Source organism: Pumilibacter intestinalis (assembly GCF_943193005.1).
GTDB classification, from domain to species: Bacteria; Bacillota; Clostridia; order Christensenellales; family Pumilibacteraceae; genus Pumilibacter; species Pumilibacter intestinalis.
This window is the reverse complement of sequence record NZ_CALPCH010000017.1, coordinates 18,908-38,756: the sequence shown is the minus strand read 5'-3', so window position 1 is coordinate 38,756 and position 19,849 is coordinate 18,908. Positions and strand designations below refer to the sequence as shown.

Sequence of the window (19,849 nt, the reverse complement as noted above, 5' to 3'; positions counted from 1 at the left end):
ACCATGTCATTGCGAGGGCACGCAGTGCCCGCGGCAATCCCCTGCGGGTAACCATGTCATTGCGAGCGGCGTAGCCGCGCGGCAATCCCCTGCATCAAACCCGTGCGGCGGCTGTACCTTTCTCTCGTAGGAGATTGGACTGCTCGTAAACTCGATACTCGCTACGCTCGTGGCGTTCGCGCTACGCGCTCGGCTGAGCGCAATGACAAGCATTAACCTGTTATAAAATACTCATAGGAGGAAACATATGGACGAACAGAAGCAAACGATTGCCGAAGAAACCGCCGTAGCGGAAGAGTCGGCAGTCACGACCGCGGGGGGGGGTACCCCTTCGGGCGAAGCCGCAACCGCGGCAAAGACGGTACCGGGCAAGAAAATCGGCAAGTTCGATAAATTCTTCGGTATCAGCAAGTCGGGCTCTACGGTGGGCACGGAAATCTTTGCGGGACTCGCAACGTTCCTCGCAATGGCATACATACTCACCGTTAACCCCAACCAAATAATCGGGTTCGATTCGAGTGAGCCGCTTTGGTCGTCGGTGTTTATCGCAACCGCGCTCGGCGCTCTTATAGGAACTCTCTTAATGGCGTTGTTTGCAAAGATGCCGCTTGCTCAAGCTCCCGGCATGGGACTGAACGCCGCTGTGGGCGGACTGATAAGCGGTGCCTCGTACGGCATGGGAATGAAATTCTCGTTCGGCACGGCTATGCTCATGGTGCTCATTTCGGGCGTGCTGTTCCTTATTCTCACCGTCGTTCCTTGCGGACACGATAAAGAAACGGGCAGGCTCATAGGCATACGCGAAAAGATATTCGAGGCTATACCCGCAGGTATCCGCGTGGCTATTCCCGTGGGCATAGGTTTGTTTATAGCTTACATAGGCATGCAAAACGCCGGACTTATAGTTCACAGTCCGTTTACTCAAATAGACCTTGTAGACTTTACCAACTGGGGCGGACAGATAATAAACGTTATAAGCGGAAGCGCGCCTGCCGCAAAAACCGCTTGCGTAGCGCTTATTTCGTTGTTGTCTATTGCCATACTGTCGCATTACAAAATAAAAGGTTCGGTAATTCTCGGCATAATAATAGCAACTTTTGCGGGAATGGCGTTCCAAATAGTAGACTACGACATACTCCTCGGCAAGTCGAGCGGAGTAACGTGGAAATTCTGGGAGAACTTTAAGAACTTCTTTTCTATGGACGCCGCTCAAGGCGGCTCGTTCCTCGCGGCGTTCCACGACATTCATTTCCCCGCGGGCAGTTTGCTTACGGTGTTCGTAACCATTTTGTCGTTCTGCATGATAGACATGTTCGACACCATGGGGACGGTGCTCGGTTGCTGTACAAAAGCTAACCTTCTCGACAAAAACGGCAAGCCCGTGCGCTTTAACCGCATTATGATGAGCGACGCCGTGGCAACTTGCGGCGGCGCAATGCTCGGCACCTCCACCGTTACCACCTTCGTAGAGTCGGGCACGGGCGTTGCCGCGGGCGGCAAAACCGGACTTACCGCGCTCACCACGTCGATACTCTTTGCTCTTGCGATATTTGCTCTCCCCGTGTTCGCATTCATTCCTCCTGCCGCCGCTGCGGGCGCTTTGATGTACGTGGGCGTGCTCATGATGTCTAACGTAAAGAACATAGACTTCACCAATCTCAAAATAGCCGTTCCCGCCTTCCTTACCATTATAATGATGCCGCTTGCGTACTCCATAACCGACGGCATAGGCATAGGCATGATATCCTACGTAATCATCAACCTTTTCTGCTACGCGGTAGATATGATAAAGTACGCCGCGGTAAAGAACAAAGACGCCGCGGCGGTAAAACCCAAATTCAACATTTCGGTGGTGCTGCTCATAATCACGGTATTGTTCGTTCTTTATTTCTTCTTGCCGGCAAAAGTGTAAACGGTAATACCCGATTTACCTAAAACAAACGTAAAGCCATCGGACGCGAGTTCGATGGCTTTTTCGTATGAGCTTTTTTGCTTTACGCTTTTATGACCGAGCGTTTTGTTACGAGGTAAGTCGCCGAGTAGTACAGTGCGTAAACGGCGGTTAAAACAAGCGCGATAATGCCCGACGCAATGCGCGACTGAACCGCTATTTCGGCGTATCCCGTCCACGTAACCAGATTTGCGCATATCATTCCCGCGGGAATACTCAGCAATACGGGCAGGGCAAACGGCAGAAAGAAGAAAACAAATGTTTGCTTAAACAGTGCGCGTGCAAGGTCGCGCTTGCTTGCGCCCAACTTGTAAAGAGCGTTGTAGCGCGTTTTGTCTTCGGCTATTCCCGATAGCGTTTTCAGCGCGAGTATCGCCATGCACATGAATACGAATATTATTGATATATACAGCGCCGCTACAATGAATACGGCGGTCTGCGCGCCCATTGTAATGCGGCTGTATTCGCGTACGTTGTAGTCGCAACGCAGTATGTCGTAGCCCCACGAGTTGTTTACGTAACTCAACTCATTGCGCAAACCGGTTGCGTCGAACCTGTCTTCTTTAAGGTCGAAAACCACGCAATCGTACTCTTTTTCCATGCTTGCCGCAACGGAGTCGGGCACAACGGCGGTAAAGTAGTTGGACCAGGGCGAAGGGCAGTCTATAAATCCCGTGAATTTAAGTTCGGAATTTCCGTCGCGAATTCGCGCGCCCGAAAAATCGCAGGTTTTTGCTCGCGCCGCGCCGGGAATTATCTTAAATCCGCCTTCGAGGTTTACGGGCGAATATCCCAAAATACCGAACACGCGGTTAAAGTCGCTTTCGGAAATAAACACGTCGTACAGATAGGCGTACCCTTCGCCGTGCCACGGAGTAAACCCGTGCAAGTAGTCGTTTCCCGACGTGCGAGTAACGTAATCCAACCGCTTGTTTACGGTGGCGTATTCCGAAATTATCTTTTCGGCGTCGTCGGGCAATACGGGCGAGTCTTCGTCGAGTTGCGCCGAAACGTCGAACGGAACGGTTTTGTCCAAATCGGCGGCGGCGCTCGTTTTTTGAGTGTAAGATACGTTTGCGCCTATCATGGCAAACGCTATAAGAAAGGCGAGCGCGCCCATCATTACCGAGTCGGCGCTCAAACGTCCCGAAAGTTTGCGCAAGACGAACGAGTTGGTGCCGCGGTTTTTGAATTTTTTGTTTTTAAGCAGTAAAGGCACTATGCTTTTAGCTAAGCCTATATGGAAAAATATTATGCCCAAAGCGCAGGTAAGAATCGAAAAAAACATCGGATAGTTGCGCTGTTCGCCCACGCCCAAAACCGAGGTTTTCATGGTTTTGCCGAGAGCTATGCAACTCGCTATTACGGCGGCAAGCGATATTACGGTAACGGCAAACCACACTGCGGGATATTTTACGCCTTTTTCCTGTTTTTCGGCGCCGTGCAAAAGGCTGTATATGCTCACTCGTTTTAAGTATATCGCGCTCGTCGCCGAAGACAGCGCGAACACTCCTATAACAAGCCCCACGGTAAGCAGTAATCCTTTAAGCGAGTATGCGGCCAACGTAAACGGAACGTCGGTTATATTAGTAATAACGGCCATTAGTCCCTGATAAAACAGCAATCCGAGCGCCAAGCCCGCGCAAAGCGCCACCGAGCACAATATGAGAGTTTCGAGCACGAATATTTGCAATATGTTTTTGCGCGTCATGCCCAAAGTGAGATAAGTTCCGAATTCGCGTTTGCGCAGTCTCAGCATAAAAGACGTAGCGTAGCCGAGCACGAACGCCACTATAAGCGATACGAGCACCGTTATGGCGATAAGTCCCATGCGCAATTCCGTTATCGCTTGTGCGCTGGCAACGAGCTGTTCTTCGAATATCGCGCCGTTTACGGCGAACATTAGTCCCACCGTGAGCGACACCGTTATAAAATATATTACGTAGTTGCCTATTTGCCTGCGCACGTTTCTCGCGGCGAGTTTAGCTAGCATCGGAGTCACCTCCGAGCGCCGAAGTTACCGAGAGTATCTCGGAATAAAACGCGTGACGGTCGCGGTTTCCGCGCACGAGCTCGCTCCAAATTTTGCCGTCTTTGAGAAAAAGCACGCGGCTCGCGTAGCTGCCTACGAGCGCGTCGTGCGTAACCATTAAAATGGTAGAGCCGAGTTCGCGGTTCATAAGTTCGAAAGTTTGCATTAAAAGTTTGGAGTTTTTGCTGTCGAGCGCACCCGTGGGTTCGTCGGCAAGCACGAGAGCGGGAGAGGTTATAATGGCGCGTGCGCACGCCGCCCGTTGCCGCTGCCCGCCCGAAAGCTCGTGCGGGAATTTTTTGAGCTGGCTCTCTATGCCGAGCGCCGCCGCCGCTTTGCGCAGTTCGCTCTCCGTTTCTTGCGCGGTTTTTCTTTGCAGGTTGAGCGGAAGAACTATGTTTTCTTCTATAGTGAGAGTATCGAGCAGGTTGTAATCCTGAAAGATAAATCCGAGCTTGTCGCGCCTGAACGCGGATAGGGCGTCTTCGCGCATGTCGCACACGTTTTGCCCGTCTATTTTTACAGTGCCCGAGCTTGCTCCGTCTATTGTGGCTATCACGTTCAAAAGAGTGCTTTTGCCCGAGCCCGACGCGCCCATTATGGCTACGAATTCGCCGCTCGCAAGCTCTAACGATATGCCGTCGAGTGCTTTGGTGAGCACGCTTCCGCTGCCGTAGTGCTTTGTTAGGTTGCTCACTTCGAGTATTTTGTTCATGTTTTTTAGGTTGCCTCCTTATTGCTTTGTGCAATAAGTATAACGCATAAAGGCGGCAAAACGTATAACGCCGCCTTTCGGTAATCTAACGGTTTTGTAAGGTTTAGCGGGGGAAAGAGAAAGTAAAAACCGTTCCTTTGCCTTGTTCCGACTTTGCGCCGTATTCTATGTCAAGCCGTTTGCACAGTTCCGCCGCAATGTAAAGCCCCATGCCGGTGCCCGCTTTTCGTCCGTATTCGCCCGTAAAGCCTCGGTTGAATATTCGCGGCAGTTCGTGCTCTGCTATTCCCGGGCCGTTGTCGGCAACGGTTAAAATTCCGTTGTCGGCGGTTATTTTTACGCCGCAACCGTAACAGTATTTGGCGCAGTTTATAAGCAGTTGCCGCAGTATGAACGATACCGCTTTTGCGTCGGTGCAAACGGGGAAATCCCCTTGAGCCGTTACGCTTATTTTTGCCGCAACAAGCAGTTCGCGTTGGCTTTTTACGGCTTCGGCTATTACGTCGGCTACGCTTACGCGCGATATAACGGTGTCTTGCTCCGCGCCTCGCAGTCGCGCGTATTGCAACACCGAATCGGTGAGGTTGTCGGCGCGTTTAAGCTCGCGGCGCAGTTTTACTTCGTCCGCTCCGTTGTCGCAAATAAGAGAGCAGGCGGTGAGAGGAGTTTTTATTTCGTGTATCCATTTTTCAACGTATTCGAAATATTCTTCTTTTTCGCGCGCCGCGCGTTCCGCTTCGCCTATAGCCGAGCGCGAAACCTCTTTCATCACATAGTAATATTCGCGGGCAACGGCGTCGTGCGGCTTTTCCATAAGCTCGCCCAAAAGATATTTTTCGGACAATTCGTCTTTGTTCCTTTTCAGCTTTTTCAGTCTCGCGTTTGTTGCGGCGTAGCCCGCCGAGTAACGCAAAATAACGGCGGCAACGAATATTATTTCGCTGCCCCACAATAAAACGGGGCTTGCGCCCGCAATATACGCGAATGCGCCCCAGCACAGCGCCGCTATGCCGCAAAAACACAAAGACACGGCTTTGGACGAAAAGTAGTCGCGCATTTTCATAAACGGTAGCCCACTCCCCGCACGGTGCGTATAAAGTCGGTAGCGCCTATGTCGCGCAGTTTTTCGCGCAGACGGTTTATGTTTACGTACAGCGTGTTTTCGTCTACGTACAGGCTGTTTTCCCACAGGTCTTCGAATATGTTCTCTTTGGTGCACAGCTCCTTTTTCATAAGGCAATAAAGTATGCGCGTTTCGTTTTTAGTAAGCTCCGCGCTCTTGTCTCCGTAGCGCACGCGCATGTCGGCAAGGCTTAGCGTAAGCCCGCGCCCGTTTATTACCGAGGCGGTTTGCCGCTTTAGCAGTCGCGCTATTCTTGCGAGCAGTACCGACGAATTGTACGGCTTGCGAATGTAATCGTCCGCGCCCGAACCGAACGCTATAAGTTCGTCTTCGGAGGAGGAGCGCGCCGTTAAAAATATTACGGGTACCGACGAATTCGTGCGCAGTTTTCGGCACAACTCGAACCCGCTTTCGCCCGGCATGTTCACGTCTAACAGCGCAAGCTCGCACGGCGGCTCGCTTACCGCTATGTATCCGTTTGCGCCGAGTAGGGCACACAGCTCTTTTCTTATGCTCTCGTCGTCTTCCGCTACAAGTATTCGTTCCATTTGCGCGTTTTCTCCCGTTTTAAGAAATTCGCTTTAAGTATAATTCGCCCGCATAGCGCTTGTCAAGAAAATATAACCAAACTTTTTGCATTAAAACGGTTGCATTTTGTCGCGGTATTTGCTATACTATATAAGCTGTTTCATTACAGTACGCATAATCAATGGCTCCATGGTCAAGCGGTTAAGACGTCGCCCTTTCTCCCGGTAACTCGGGTTCGCTCAGCCGAGCGCGAAGCGCGACCGCCACGGAGCGCAGCGGAGTATTCCCGATATTCGGGAAACGAACCAGCGAAAACAACTAAATAAATACGGCTCCATGGTCAAGCGGTTAAGACATCGCCCTTTCACGGCGGTAACTCGGGTTCGATTCCCGATGGAGTCACCAAAGCATTTTATTACGCGGAAAGTCGTTCTTTTGAACGGCTTTTTCGTTTTAAGTAGGGGGATTTTTTTATGCGGCGGGTTAGCGGGTGTTTTTGATTTCGGTGGGGGTTACGCCGTATTTTTCTTTGAACTTTTTGTTGAAATAACTTATGGAATCTATGCCTACCATGCTGCATATTTCGATTACTTTGTAGTTGGTGGAAATGAGCAGGGTAAAGGCTTTTTCGAGCTTGAGTTCCAAAAAGTAGTTCACTACCGTTTTGCCCGTGTGTTGTTTGAAACTGCGCAACAAACGAATGTGCGTGCAGCCCAAATTGTTGCAAATTTCGTCTACGGTTAAATAGTCGGCATAGCGCGATTGCATGAGCCCGATTGCTTCGCGCACTATGGCGGGGTAGGCGGCGCTTTCCAAAAAGACGGAGGCGCAAATTTTTTGCAATAGCCTAAAAAACATGTACTTTATCTCCGATGCCACGTAGCCGTTTTCTTGAGCGGGAAGGGTTTCCAAAACGGATACCTGTTGTTCTATCTCTCGGCGCAAGTCGTTGTCTATCTCGGTGCAAATCGCGCCGTCGTATTCTGTAAGTTTGCGGTGCAACTCTATATCGATTATATCGAACATGTTTTTTACTACGTTTTTATCGAAACTGATACTAATATGTTTGCACGGGTCTGCCGAAGGACAAAAACAGTGCGTATCGTTAGGGCGCATAAGCTGTACGTAATTCGCATACACCGTTTTAGGCGTAGGTCCGAACCTGTGCACGGCGGCGCCTTGCGTGATAACGAACAATTCCCAATATCCTTCGTGGTTATGCCGTTTGGAGAATATTCCGTTATAGGTGTGAAATTCCACGCCGTACTTTTCAAACAGTTTGTTTTGCACGAAACACAAATTATCGAACATGCGCATGCCTCCCTTAAATATGAGTATATCGTTTTGTGCGTTTGCTGTCAAGTGCACGGCTCATAATGATAAAAATGAGCAAGGGACTGAAAAAAATAGGTATAGATTTTACGGGGTGCCTGTGCTACAATAATAATACAAACAGGGCGATTTTCGCAGAAAAAGCAAGATAATCTTGCGTTGAGACCGAAACGTAGAAAAAGAGCAATTTGTAAAATATCAGCGTTTTACGGCGAGGAGGATGTAATGAGAAAAACTTTGGCAAAAGCAATGGTTGTTTTGTGTGCGCTGTGTTTTATCGCGTGCAACTCGGGCTCTGTCGCGCCTTCGTCGCCGCCGTACGAAGAACCCGCATACGATGCTTTTACCGTGTCGCAAAGCGAAACCGTGCTTAGGTTGCAGTCCACCGACTCGCTCGGGCGGTATTTTACGCGCTCGGAGAGTTGGGACGAAGAAAAGAAAGTAGGTTTGTTTTATTTTTTGTGGATAGGACAACACGACCAAAAACAAGCGGGCGCAGACGGATGCGCGTGGGACAGTTCGCTGTTGAGCGAAACGCAACTTAAAGGTACGTCCGCCAATTCGGACGTGGGAGTTTTTCACTACTGGAGCGAACCGCTATACGATTATTACAATTCCGAAGACCCTTGGGTGTTCCGCAAGCACTTGGAATTGTTTATTATGGCGGGCATTGATTATTTGGTGTTCGACGTATCCAACAGTTACTATTACAAAACGGTATGCGACAATATATTTCCCGTTGCGCTTTCGTTTGTAGAACAGGGCTGGGAGATACCTAAGTTTGTATTTTATTGTCACAACAAAACAAAAGATACGGTAACCGGCATTTACAATGATTTTTACAATCCCGAAAACGAGTCGCTTCGAAAATACGACGCGCTTTGGTACACCGAAACGGACAACGGCGTGCGAAATACCGAACGTAAGCCGTGGATAGTGGTAAAAAACAACGGCATAGACAGTAGCACCTTAGGCGCGGCGCAAAATTACGACAAGTGCGGCGAAAAGATAAAAAACTTTTTTTACACGCGCGAACTGCGTTGGAACGAGGAACACGGCGCGGAAGGCAACTGGTTGTTCCCTTCGGATATAGACGACCCGATACCGCACGAGGGCATGCTTTCGGTTTCTGTGGCGCAACATACCTCGGGCGCGTTCAGCGACTCGGTGTTCGAGGCTAATTCGCGGGATAAAAACCGCGGGCGCGGTTGGGTATGGAACGACGGAAAAACGGAGGGCACAAACACCGCGAACAACGTGGCTTTGGGCTCGAACTACCAAAGCGAATGGGAAAACGCGTTTGCGCAATCTTCCGTAAACAACGTGTTTTTGTCTACGTGGAACGAGTGGGTGGCGCAAAAGCAACCGTACGGAGCCAACGGGCGCAGCAGCAGTTATTTCGTGGACCAGTTCAATCCCGAATTTTCCCGCGATTTGGAAATGACCAAAGGGCTTTGGGGCGATAACTATTATTTGCAAACGGTGCAAAACATACGCCGTTTCAAACAAAAAACGGGCGAGACGGTAAGCGAGCACAAACCGCGCCGAAATGCCGTGGATATACGCGGCGGCGAAAGTCAGTGGGAAAACACGGTGGGATTTTGCGACCCCGCGGGCGATACCGCGCCGCGCAACTACCAAAGCTCCAACAAAGCCGATTACGGCAACGTGCCCAACACGGTGTACGTTAACGATACGGGGCGAAACGACATAGTGCAAACCCGTATAACCTGCGACGACGAAAACTTGTATTTCAGGATAGAATGCGCCTCCGATATCACGCCGTATGAAAACGGCGACAAAACGTGGATGAACATATTGTTGGAGGTCGAGGGCGCGAAGGGTAGCGCGTGGGAAAATTATCAGTATGTAATCAACCGCACTGTAACGGGCGACGTTACGTATATCGAACGGCTCAAAGCGGACGGAAAATCGGAAATCGAGGCGGCGGGCGAATTGTACGTCAGCGGCAAAGTTCTTACGGTAAAAGTGCCGCGCTCCGCCGTGGGATTAAGCGGGCAAAAACGGTTTACCGTAAATTTCAAAGTGGCGGACCACGTTACCGAATACGACGATATCATGGACTATTACGTAAACGGCGACAGTGCGCCCATAGGCCGCTTGAACTACACGTTTTCGGTATAATCACAAAGGACGGAGTTATGAAATCGAATAAAAACGAATGTTTACGATGGTTGACGGGCACGGACGCTTTGGGGCGCAGAGTACAGCCCGTAAGCCGTTTCAACGATAAGCAAGCGGGCGTGTTTTACTTTTTGTGGACGGGGCAACACGGCAGTGCGGCGTTCGACAATTCCGTGCTGGATATACACACTCAGCGCAACGACCGCGGCGGCGAGGACGTTCATCATTATTGGGGCAAGCCGTTGTTCGGTTATTACGACTCGGGCGACCCGTGGGTGTTCCGCAAACATTTGGAAATGTTGACCACGGCGGGCGTGGATTATTTGGTGTTCGACACCACCAACAGCTATTATTACGAAGAGGTGTGCCGAAATATTTTTCCCGTCGCGCTCGAACTGCTTAACGACGGGTGGGATATTCCGCGGTTTGTTTTCGATACGAACTGCCGCTCCTCGGAAACCGTGGCGGGCATTTACCGCGCGTATTACGACCCCGATACGCCAAACGGCAAGCGGTTTGCGCCGCTTTGGTACCGTCACCCCGACCGTAACGGGCGCAATGCCGAGGGCAAGCCGTGGATAATTGCGAAAAACAACGAAACGGGCGAAAACGAAAAATACAATTACGACGCTTTGCCTAAAGAAATCCGCGACTATTTTTATTTGCGCGAGTCGGCATGGTTCGAGGAAGACAAAGTGCCGTATGCGTTTGCAACCGACGTTGACTCGCCTTCCGTGCACGAAGGAATGCTTTCGGTTTCTGTGGCGCAACATACTTCGGGCGCGTTCAGCGACTCGGTGTTCGAGGAGGGTGCGCGTGATAAAAACCGCGGGCGTGGATATTCCGCCGCGGATAAAAAGAACGACGCGGCGCGAATAGCGGAAGGCTCGTGCTTTCAAGAGGAATGGCAACGGGCGTTGGATAACGCCGCCGTAGACAACGTGTTTTTGACGAGTTGGAACGAGTGGGTGGCGCAAAAACAGCCGTTCGGCTTAAACGGGCGCAGTTGTTGTTATTTCGTGGACCAGTACAATACCGAGTTTTCGCGCGATATCGAGCCGGCGGACAACGAGTTGGGCGACAACTACTATATGCAAATGCTGATAAATATCCGAAAGTTCAAGTGTGCGGACGGGGTTGAGCCCGCCGTGCCCGCATGTTCGGCGGATATACGCGGGGGAGCGGACTCGTGGAAAAACGCGACGGCGTATTGGTCGTTTGCGGGCGACGGCGCAAACCGCGATTACAAGAGCGCGAACTATGCGTTGCCGCCCTACAGACAGGCGGGCGCGGTAAACGACGTTACTTGCGTGCGCGTTGCCTGCGATAAGGAGTTCGTATACGTGCGGACGGAATGCGGCAACGATATTTCGCCGCAAACCTCTTGCGGAAAACATCTTAACGTACATATCTTGCGCGAAGACGGCGCGGCGTTTACGGTAAACGCGCAAGCCCGAGGAAACACGGCGACGGTAACGGAAACTACGGTAGCGGAACGCACGGCGGGACTGGCGGAGCGCGTTCTCGAGAAAAACGCCCTTTCGTTCCGCATACCGCGCGAAGTGTTGGGTTTGAGCGGAAACGAGGTGCGCTTTTCGTTTAAGGTGACCGACGGGCTTGCCAAAGAAGAGCTCGGTTTGAAATGTTACGCGCAGGGCAAGAGCGTACCAGTGGGGCGATTGTATTATGCGTTTCGTTGTAAACTCGATTAGGCGGTAATGTCCATGCAAAAAGAAACAAAAAAGAGAATAATATGGAGTTTTGTTGCGGCGGCGCTTATCGCGGCGACGGTGTTGTTTTCGGTTTTGGGTATTCGCGCAGGTATCCTCAAAAACCGCAGTTCGGATTTTGCGGTGGATACTACGGGGCTGCGGGTGTCTGCGGTGTACGAACAAAACGGATATTACGCGGTGGGCACATACGACGGCAAAGTGCGGTTATATAGCGACGCGGATACCGAGTCGGCGCTGTTTGCTTATGCTTTGAGCGGGGCTTCCGTGCGGGATATTGCCATAGTAAACGGGCGACTGTACGTTGCCGCAAGCAACCGCTTTGTGTACGCTTTTTCGCTTACCGCTTCCGATGACAAAAAGCCCGAGGCTACTTACCGCGTGGGTTTGGTGCCCGAGCGATTGCATTTCTCGTCCGAGTCGAACAGGTTGGCGGTGTACGGCGTAAGCGACAGCTCCAACCGTCGCGGGCTGTATTTTCTTTCCCCGTCGGCAACGGGCGAGGTTTCGTATACCTCTTGCATAGAGCAGGAAAGCGATATAGCGGGCGTAGCTCTGCGCGGCGATACGGTTTATTTTTCGTCGGGGCAAAGCGTTATGTGCGCCGAGATAGACAGTGCGCGCATACTTACGCCTGAAGAAGTATACGGTGCGGACAGGAGCATTTTGGGAATTGCGCCCAAAGGCAACGGCTATACGGCGATAGACAGCGAAGGCACGGTGTTTTCCTTCGATTCCGATTTCGTGCTTACCGGCAGTCGCAAAAACGATACGGGCATGCTCGGCACGGTGTTTGCGGCGGGCGACGTTTTTATATGCAAGGTGCGCAACGGCGGTATTGCGGGCGTGGACTCAAAAGGTATTTTGTTTTCCGTTCCGTCGAGCAGTTCGTCGCTTATAGTTTACGCCTCGCCCGACAGCTTTGCGTATCTTACGAGCGACGGCGGCGAATTTAAGTACTACACTTTGGAAACGGCGCAAAGCGTGCAACGGCAAAAAGCTATCTTTGTGCCCTTTACGGTAACGGGCGCGCTGTTGTTGCTCGTTGCGGTATATGCAACGCTGAGCATATTCGAAACCCCGCGCACGCGCGTAAACGGCTTTTTCAAAAAGCTGGGCAAAACGCTGTTTAAGCACAAGTTCGCTTACATAAGTTTGATACCTACGTTCTTATTGCTGGCGGTGTTTTACTGGTATCCCATAGTTTCCTCGCTGTTTATGTCGCTGTTCGATTATTTGCCGGGCGAGCGGTTGGAATTCGTGGGGCTGGAAAATTTCCGAATGGTGTTCATGAATGCCGAATTTTGGATTTCGTTCAAAAACACGTTGATATTCCTTGTAACCGACTTACTGAAAGCGTTGTTGCCGCCCATACTGTTCGCCGAGTTTTTGCTGGCGTTGCGTTCCAAGCGAACGTCTTACGCAATACGCGTTTTGATGTTTTTGCCTGGGATTTTGCCGGGCGTTGCCAGCATGCTCGTGTGGGCGGACGGCATATTCGGCTCTTCGTCGTCGGGACTGTTGAACGGACTCATATCCGCAATTGTGCCGTCGTGGGTGTCACAAGCCTGGCTAATGAACAACAAGACCGCTCTTACGGCGTTGATATTCATGAATTTCCCGTGGGTGGGCTCGTACTTGATATTTTTCGGCGCGATATCGGGCGTGGATAAGGAGATTTACGAGGCGGCGAAACTTGACGGGTGCGGTTGGCTTCGGCGAATGATAAAGATAGATATACCGCTCATAGTGCCGCAAATCAAATACGTGTTTATTCAAACTTTTATAGGCTCGGTGCAAAACTACACGTTGATTTTGATTACCACGGGCGGCGACTACGGCACGAATACGCCCGCGCTCATGATGTACTTTACCACCGTGGTGCAAAAAAATTACGGCGTGGCAAGCGCGATGGGCGTAATGCTGTTGATATTCCTGATGGTGGCTACGATAATAAATTTCAAAATGCAAATAGGAGGAGGTTCGAAGAAAAAACATGCTGCGGAATAATGCAATCGCAACGCCCTCGGGGCTGTATCTTACCATTAAACGGCGTCGCCGCCACAGAAGCGGCATAGAGGCATGGCCTGCGCAAACGGTGCTTATAGTCTTTTTGGTATTCAGCACGCTGTTGGTTATTTTGCCCGTGCTCGTTACCGTGATGCTCTCGCTTAAACCGAACGCCGATTTCGTTACGCAAAACATTTGGGCGCTTCCCACGAGTCTTGCCTTTAAGAATTACACCTACGCTTTCAACGAGATTTTGGGCAACATGTTCAACACGCTGTGGATAGACGTGGTTTCCACCGTGTCGGTAACGCTTTTGAGCACCTACACGGCGTACATATTCGTGCGCAAAAAATTCCCGGGGCGAAACGTATTGTTTTACTGTATCATAATACCCACCATGTGCCCGGGCATTGTGTATCTCACGGCGCAGTACCTAAATATCGTTAATATGGGACTGTTCGGCACGTATTGGGCGCTGTACTTCCCGTATTTGGCGGGCAACCAAATAGGCTCGATATTTTTGTACCGCACGTTTATGGCGCAACAGCCCGAAGATATCTACGACGCCGCGCGTATCGACGGCGCGGGGGATTTCCGCATGTTCTTCAAAATTTGTTTGCCGCTGTCCGTGGGGATAATCATGGTACAGTCCATAGGCATTTTTTCCGCCATATACAACGATTACCTGTGGCCGATGATGATGTTTGTGGGCAAACCCGAACGCGCCACGTTGATGCCCGTGCTTCAGGAACTCGCCAACCGAGCGGGCACGGAGGCAAAGGGCGCTGGCTACGCGCTGTATTTGCTAAGCGGCATACCGCTTATAATTGCCACTTCGGTGAGCCTTAAATTCTCCATTTCGGGCGAATTTGCGGCGGGACTCAAATATTAAGGAGGATAAAACAATGAAAAAACTCAACAAACTGTGCGCGTGCTTGCTGTGTGCGGTTATGGCTTTCGCAGTTGCGGGGTGCAACTCGGACAAAGAGCAAAACGACGATATGTATAACGGCACCATAAACATCTTCGTGCCCTTCGATACCTATGCAACCAACGCGCTTACGTACGTGAAAAACGCTTACCGCCGCTTGCACCCGCAAACCACCATAAATATAACCAACGGCGGCGACTCTTACGAGCAGGCGGTTGAAGGCATAATTTTAGCCCCCGAAGAATCGGATATAGATATCGTGCAGGTAAACGTGGTAAGCCAGTATTACGGCACGGATAAGATAGTGGATTTTACGCCCTATTTGCGCCGCCGCAATCCTTACGGCACGCCCAACGCCAACGGGCAGTATCCCGTGTGGTCTACAATGCTGTCGGAGGAAGCTCGCCGCGTGGAAGAAAACGGTTACACCGTTCCCAACCTGTCGTTTGAAAGCAATTACGTTGCGGTGTATTACAGCAAGCAGTTGTTTGAAACCAACGGTTGGGAAGAGCCGAAGAACTGGGCGGAGATGACGGAGCTGTTGCGCTCGGCAAAGGAAAAGGGCTATACCGCGCCGCTCGGACTCAATTACGACAAGTCGGGCATAGGCGGCATTATGTCGGGCATGGTTTTGCAAATGTACATGGACCAGTACTTCCGCGATATCATAGACGAGGTGCATTCGCAAGACGGCGATTACAGCTACATAGACAGCATAGACTCGGTGTGGGAATACGACCCGTCAAATCCCGAGGTGGACGCGCGAAGCGGCTACACGTACAATATGTCGCGGCTCATAAACGCCTATTTCAATACCGACGAATACAATCCCAAATCGGCGCGTTTCGCCGATATGATGACTAATTTCAAGGAGTTGCTTTCGTACTCGTCGGAAACGTACAACAGTTCCACGATACGCAACTTTTTCCACAACGGCGTGCTCACCGAGCTAACCGAGGATAACAAGTTCGGCAAAGCGGAAACCTGCGTTTTGTTCGTGAACCGTTTGGATTATTTGAGCGACTTTCAGTCGGCTATAGGCTCGGTGCTTAAAGCCAACGGCGAAATAGCAACCGATATGATACCCACAGACAAACTCGGCGATTACTTGGGTTGGTTCGCACTGCCCGCCATGCCCGATAACGCGAGCGTAGAGGGCGGCGCGCCCGCCTCGCAAACGGTGCGCACCTACGGCGGACCCAATCACCACCCCATGGGCATAATAAATCGCAACAACAAAAAGCGTACCGATTTGGCGGTGGATTTCATGCAGTTTTGGTATTCGCCGCAGGGCATGGAGGAGTATTATTCCTACTACTCGGAGCGCGGTATTGTTTGCCCGCTGAAAATTTTGGTAAACGATTTCGCTTTGCCCGAAAACATAGTTATAGACACGCGGGTTACCGATTTCGGCATTTGCGTGGATAATCCCTATTTCGAAATGGGCATGGGCTACAACAACACCATTCTTTCGTCGGAGGGCGGCACGGTGCGCGACAAATTTTTGCAAACTCTGCGCGACTACTTAAGCCCCGCCGAAACAAAAGGGTGGAATGCGTTCGGCTCGCAACTGTTCGGGCACGTGCGTTCGGGATTTGCCAAGTGGGCGGATTACAAGTATTTGAAAGTGCAAACGCCCGACAACATAACCGACTATTACACAATTACTCCGTTTAAGTCCAAACAGTAAGCGGAATACGGATACTGGGGTGAGCATGAAAAAACAGGACTCACAATTAAATAGCGGCGCAAGCGATATAGGCGCGTACACTATAGCCGAGCTCGAAACGGGCAAGGATTGGCTCAACGTGCTTTGGAACGACGGCGGCTATCAGGCAACTGTAACGCACACGGGCGTTACTGCGGCGCGGCGGGTTACCGAAAGCAGCGAGCTTATTCGACTCAATGCCGAGAAATCGTCGGCGCTGTACGTGCGCGACGAAGATACGGGCGATTACTTTACGCCCGGCGGATATCCGTGCGGTATTTTGCCCGACAAATTTTCGTGCACGCACGCGCAACTTTTCAGCCGCGTGGAAGCGCAAAAGTACGGCATAGAGGTGCGCGTAGACTACGCGGTGCACCCGAGCGAGCTGTGCGAAATGTGGGAAGTAACGGTTCAAAATGCTTCCGAAAAAACGCGGCGTATAGATTTGTTTGCCTGCACGCTGTTCGATTTGGGCGGCTATCCCATGCCGTTTTATTACAACGCGCCCACAACTTCGGCAACCGAGTACGTGCCCGAGTCGCATGCCGTGCTGTGCGCCTCGCAAAATCCGTACGGCGGCATGGCGGAAAAGAGCGGATTTATAGCCGCTACCGCCGAGTTGCGGGGCGTGTGCGGCAATGCGGACGATTTTACGGGTTTGTGCGGCGGCTTTGCCGCGCCGCGCGTGCTGCGCGAGCGCAAACACTTAAGCGGAAGCATGGCTACGGTGCGCGAGCGTTGCGGAATATTGGAAAACTCGCTCACGTTGCCGCCCCGCTCTCGGCAAACGGTGTATTACGTTTTGGGATTTACGCAAAACAGGCAAACGCTTACGGCGTTTACGAGAAATCTGTTTCCCCGATTGCCCGAGTTGTTTAACGCCGTGCGGCAAAACAGCAAGCGGGCGTACGGCGAACTCGGCACTTTGTCGCCGAGCGAGCAAATAAACACCGTGCTCAACCGCTGGGCGCAAAAGCAAGTGGAATACTGTTGCATAGGCAAAAAGGCGGTGCGCGACAACGCGCAACTTGCCGTAGCCTTATTGCACTTTGCGCCCGAGAACGCGCGGCGCACCGTTATAGAATGTTTGGAGCACCAATACAGCGACGGGCACGCCGTTTTGCTGTGGTATCCGGTTGTGGAAACCAAACTTTATTCCGACCCTGCGTTTTGGTTGACTATAGCGGTAATAGCGTACGTGCGGGAAACGGGCGATACTGCGTTTTTGCAAGAGCGGTTCGCTTGGTTAGACGGCGGCAAGGCGAGCGTGCTCGAACACATAAAGGCGGGACTGCGCTGGTACGAGGACGAAAAGCATTACGGCAAACACGGACTGCCCAAAATATATCACGCCGATTGGAACGACGCGTTAAACATACCCGACGAAAACGCCGAAACGGTGTTTATGGGCATGTGCGTGTGCTACTTGTTCGGCGAGGCGGCGGACTTGTTCGACTATCTCGGCTACGGCGAAAGGGCGAAATCTCTGCGAGCGAAAAAGGCGGCTTTGGCGGAAAAGATAAACTTAGCGGCATGGAACGGCGACTACTACGTGCGGGCGTTTTCCGAATTCGGCACGGTGGGCGATAAAGACTGCGAGGGCGGCGCGTTCTATTTTAATCCGCAAAGCTGGGCAATACTTGCGGGCATAGTTCCGCCCGAGCGGTTGCCGCGGCTGTTGCAAGCGGTGGACTTGCGCGAAACGCCGCAGGGCGTTCCCATGTGCGTGCCGCCCTATCCGCATTACGACGAAACGGTGGGGCGCATGAGCGGCATGCTTGCGGGAGTGTACGAAAACGGCGGAATATACAATCATGCGGGTTGCTTTAAGGTTATGGCGGATTGCGCTTTGGGGCGCGGCGACAAAGCCGTGCAAACTCTGTTGAGCATTTTGCCGAACGGCAAGGCTAATCCGAGCGAACATTCCGAGCTCGAGCCGTATGTGTTTGCCAACTGCTACTTAAAGCACCCTTCTGTAGACGGCAAAGTGGCTTCGTCGTGGCAAACGGGCACGTCGGCTTGGGGGCTTAGGTGCTATTACGAGGGTATTTTGGGAATACGCGGCGACTGGCTCGGCTTGCGCATATCGCCGTGCCTGCCCGAAAGCTGGCATACCGTAACCGCCGAACGCCCGTATCGCGGGCATAAAGTGCATATAACGATAACCCGCGCGGGCGGCAACGCCGTGCGGATAGCGGTAGACGGAAAGGAAATTTCGGGCGATACGATACCGTCGGCAATGCTGACGGACGGCGGCGAACATACCGTTACGGTGCGATTGGAAAAGGAGAGGGCATAGCATGCGAGAAAACTTATTTTCCGAAGATTTTATGTTCGGCGCGGCAACGGCGGCTTTTCAAATCGAGGGCGGCGCGAACGCGGACGGCAAAGGGCTGTCGGTGTGGGACGTGTTTTGCCGCCATACCGATACCGTGTTTAACGGAGCGGACGGGAGCGGGGCTTGCAACTCTTACGAACTGTGGCAACAGGACGTAGCCCTGCTGAAAGGCTTGGGCGCGGACGCGTACAGGTTTTCGATATCTTGGCCGCGGGTGTTGCCCGAGGGAACGGGGCGCGTGAACCGCAAGGGCATGGATTACTACAAACGGCTTGCGGCAACTTTGCGAGATAACGGCATAGAGCCGTGCGTAACGCTGTACCATTGGGATTTGCCGTACGAGCTTTCGCTCAAGGGCGGGCTCATGAACCGCGACTTTGCCGCTTGGTTTACCGACTACGCCGCGCTCGTTGCAAAAGAGCTTGGTAGCGACGTAAACTTGTACTTTACGTTTAACGAGCCTCTTTCGGTGGTGGGCGCGGGCTACGGCTTGGGCACGTTCGCACCGGGCTGCAAATTCGGCAACGGCGGCAGTTTTCCCGCCTTGCACAACTTACTGCTTGCGCACGGCGATTCGGCGCGGTATCTGCATGCCCAAGGCAAGCGCACGGCTATAGTTAACTGCGGCGACGCGCCGTATCCCGCGGACGAGAACGATAGCGCGCTTATCGAGAAAGCGCGGGAAAAGACTTTTGCGTGCGATTACGTGTGGAACTGCGTTAACGTGTTCGACCCCGTGTTTCTCGGCGATTATCCAAAGGAGTTTTACGAGCGGTTTGCTTGGGAAGCGGAGCACACCATACGCGACGGCGATATGAAACGCATTCGCGGCAACACCGACTACTGCTGCATGAACCATTACAGCGGCTTTCCCGTGGGGTGGAACGAGCGCGGCGAGGCGGAGGAGGTGCGCCGACCGCAAGGATACCCCATGATGCAAACGGGCTGGGCAATGGATACGAACGGGCTGTTTTGGTTGCTCAAATTCTTGCAAGAGCGGTACCGTAAGCCCATTATGATAACCGAAAACGGCATGGCGTGCCACGACGTGCCTTCGGCGGACGGCGGCGTGCATGACGAGCCGCGAGTGGAATATTTTAGGCGCATATTGCATGAGTTGCACCGCGCCGAAGCGGCGGGCATAGATTTGCGCGGATACTTTGTTTGGAGCTTATTGGATAATTTCGAGTGGCTGAGCGGGTATTCGCAACGGTTCGGCATTACCTATGTAGATTACAAAACTTTTGCCCGAACGCCCAAATCCTCGTATTACTATTTGCGCGATATGTTTGCGCAACGAAAATAA

General features: G+C 52.1%; 14 protein-coding genes and 1 tRNA gene. 9 read left to right on the top strand and 6 right to left on the bottom strand.

Annotated elements, in window-relative coordinates; all coding sequences use genetic code 11:
• Nucleotides 1-6 precede the first annotated feature (6 nt).
• Nucleotides 7-213 (bottom strand): hypothetical protein, encoded by a 207-nt coding sequence (locus tag NFR55_RS08410; protein ID WP_251548245.1) that lies wholly within the window; start codon nt 211-213, stop codon nt 7-9.
• A 34-nt stretch (nt 214-247) separates the two neighbouring features.
• Here NFR55_RS08410 and NFR55_RS08405 point away from each other — a divergent pair, with 34 nt between their 5' ends.
• On the top strand, nt 248-1,912 hold the full coding sequence (locus NFR55_RS08405; protein WP_251548243.1) for an NCS2 family permease: 1,665 nt from the start codon (nt 248-250) through the stop codon (nt 1,910-1,912).
• An 82-nt stretch (nt 1,913-1,994) separates the two neighbouring features.
• Here NFR55_RS08405 and NFR55_RS08400 read toward each other — a convergent pair whose 3' ends face one another.
• From NFR55_RS08400 to NFR55_RS08385, 4 genes are all read right to left on the bottom strand, one after another.
• Complete coding sequence (locus NFR55_RS08400; RefSeq protein WP_251548241.1) at nt 1,995-3,944, bottom strand: FtsX-like permease family protein; 1,950 nt, start codon at nt 3,942-3,944, stop codon at nt 1,995-1,997.
• Nucleotides 3,934-4,698, bottom strand: coding sequence for an ABC transporter ATP-binding protein (locus NFR55_RS08395; RefSeq protein ID WP_251548239.1), 765 nt, complete (start codon nt 4,696-4,698; stop codon nt 3,934-3,936). The genes NFR55_RS08400 and NFR55_RS08395 overlap by 11 nt, the downstream gene beginning before the upstream one ends.
• 103 nt (nt 4,699-4,801) lie before the next feature.
• Nucleotides 4,802-5,761 carry a sensor histidine kinase gene (locus NFR55_RS08390; RefSeq protein WP_251548237.1) on the bottom strand — a complete coding sequence of 320 codons (960 nt, stop codon included), beginning with the start codon at nt 5,759-5,761 and terminating at the stop codon, nt 4,802-4,804.
• Nucleotides 5,758-6,369, bottom strand: a complete 612-nt coding sequence (locus NFR55_RS08385; RefSeq protein ID WP_251548235.1) for a response regulator transcription factor — start codon at nt 6,367-6,369, stop codon at nt 5,758-5,760. The genes NFR55_RS08390 and NFR55_RS08385 overlap by 4 nt, the downstream gene beginning before the upstream one ends.
• 310 nt (nt 6,370-6,679) lie before the next feature.
• Between NFR55_RS08385 and NFR55_RS08380 the strand changes: the two genes are divergently transcribed.
• Nucleotides 6,680-6,754: transfer RNA gene (locus tag NFR55_RS08380), tRNA-Glu, on the top strand.
• A gap of 78 nt (nt 6,755-6,832) precedes the next feature.
• Here the strand turns inward: NFR55_RS08380 and NFR55_RS08375 are convergent.
• Nucleotides 6,833-7,660, bottom strand: coding sequence for a helix-turn-helix transcriptional regulator (locus tag NFR55_RS08375; protein ID WP_251548233.1), 828 nt, complete (start codon nt 7,658-7,660; stop codon nt 6,833-6,835).
• A gap of 246 nt (nt 7,661-7,906) precedes the next feature.
• Here NFR55_RS08375 and NFR55_RS08370 point away from each other — a divergent pair, with 246 nt between their 5' ends.
• From NFR55_RS08370 to NFR55_RS08340, 7 genes are read left to right on the top strand one after another with little or no spacing between them, the layout of a single operon-like run.
• Entirely contained in the window at nt 7,907-9,826 is a 1,920-nt protein-coding gene (locus NFR55_RS08370; RefSeq protein ID WP_251548231.1) for a hypothetical protein, read from the top strand.
• 17 nt (nt 9,827-9,843) lie between these two features.
• Entirely contained in the window at nt 9,844-11,538 is a 1,695-nt protein-coding gene (locus NFR55_RS08365) for a hypothetical protein (RefSeq protein ID WP_251548229.1), read from the top strand.
• Between the two features lie 12 nt (nt 11,539-11,550).
• A complete protein-coding gene (locus tag NFR55_RS08360; protein WP_251548227.1) occupies nt 11,551-13,566 on the top strand; it encodes an ABC transporter permease subunit in 2,016 nt (671 codons plus the stop codon).
• The gene (locus NFR55_RS08355; RefSeq protein ID WP_251548225.1) at nt 13,553-14,458 is read left to right on the top strand and encodes a carbohydrate ABC transporter permease; all 906 of its coding nucleotides are present in this window, start codon (nt 13,553-13,555) and stop codon (nt 14,456-14,458) included. The genes NFR55_RS08360 and NFR55_RS08355 overlap by 14 nt, the downstream gene beginning before the upstream one ends.
• 13 nt (nt 14,459-14,471) lie before the next feature.
• The gene (locus NFR55_RS08350) at nt 14,472-16,187 is read left to right on the top strand and encodes an extracellular solute-binding protein (protein ID WP_251548223.1); all 1,716 of its coding nucleotides are present in this window, start codon (nt 14,472-14,474) and stop codon (nt 16,185-16,187) included.
• Nucleotides 16,188-16,212: 25 nt separating this feature from the next.
• Complete coding sequence (locus NFR55_RS08345) at nt 16,213-18,504, top strand: GH36-type glycosyl hydrolase domain-containing protein (protein WP_251548221.1); 2,292 nt, start codon at nt 16,213-16,215, stop codon at nt 18,502-18,504.
• A 1-nt stretch (nt 18,505) separates the two neighbouring features.
• The gene (locus NFR55_RS08340; RefSeq protein ID WP_251548219.1) at nt 18,506-19,849 is read left to right on the top strand and encodes a glycoside hydrolase family 1 protein; all 1,344 of its coding nucleotides are present in this window, start codon (nt 18,506-18,508) and stop codon (nt 19,847-19,849) included.

Bases quoted from the DNA above. Each gene is read 5' to 3' on its own strand.
- NFR55_RS08410 (WP_251548245.1), bottom strand. From the start codon at position 213: ATGCTTGTCATTGCGCTCAGCCGAGCGCGTAGCGCGAACGCCACGAGC.
- NFR55_RS08405 (WP_251548243.1), top strand. From the start codon at position 248: ATGGACGAACAGAAGCAAACGATTGCCGAAGAAACCGCCGTAGCGGAA.
- NFR55_RS08400 (WP_251548241.1), bottom strand. From the start codon at position 3,944: ATGCTAGCTAAACTCGCCGCGAGAAACGTGCGCAGGCAAATAGGCAAC.
- NFR55_RS08395 (WP_251548239.1), bottom strand. From the start codon at position 4,698: ATGAACAAAATACTCGAAGTGAGCAACCTAACAAAGCACTACGGCAGC.
- NFR55_RS08390 (WP_251548237.1), bottom strand. From the start codon at position 5,761: ATGAAAATGCGCGACTACTTTTCGTCCAAAGCCGTGTCTTTGTGTTTT.
- NFR55_RS08385 (WP_251548235.1), bottom strand. From the start codon at position 6,369: ATGGAACGAATACTTGTAGCGGAAGACGACGAGAGCATAAGAAAAGAG.
- NFR55_RS08375 (WP_251548233.1), bottom strand. From the start codon at position 7,660: ATGTTCGATAATTTGTGTTTCGTGCAAAACAAACTGTTTGAAAAGTAC.
- NFR55_RS08370 (WP_251548231.1), top strand. From the start codon at position 7,907: ATGAGAAAAACTTTGGCAAAAGCAATGGTTGTTTTGTGTGCGCTGTGT.
- NFR55_RS08365 (WP_251548229.1), top strand. From the start codon at position 9,844: ATGAAATCGAATAAAAACGAATGTTTACGATGGTTGACGGGCACGGAC.
- NFR55_RS08360 (WP_251548227.1), top strand. From the start codon at position 11,551: ATGCAAAAAGAAACAAAAAAGAGAATAATATGGAGTTTTGTTGCGGCG.
- NFR55_RS08355 (WP_251548225.1), top strand. From the start codon at position 13,553: ATGCTGCGGAATAATGCAATCGCAACGCCCTCGGGGCTGTATCTTACC.
- NFR55_RS08350 (WP_251548223.1), top strand. From the start codon at position 14,472: ATGAAAAAACTCAACAAACTGTGCGCGTGCTTGCTGTGTGCGGTTATG.
- NFR55_RS08345 (WP_251548221.1), top strand. From the start codon at position 16,213: ATGAAAAAACAGGACTCACAATTAAATAGCGGCGCAAGCGATATAGGC.
- NFR55_RS08340 (WP_251548219.1), top strand. From the start codon at position 18,506: ATGCGAGAAAACTTATTTTCCGAAGATTTTATGTTCGGCGCGGCAACG.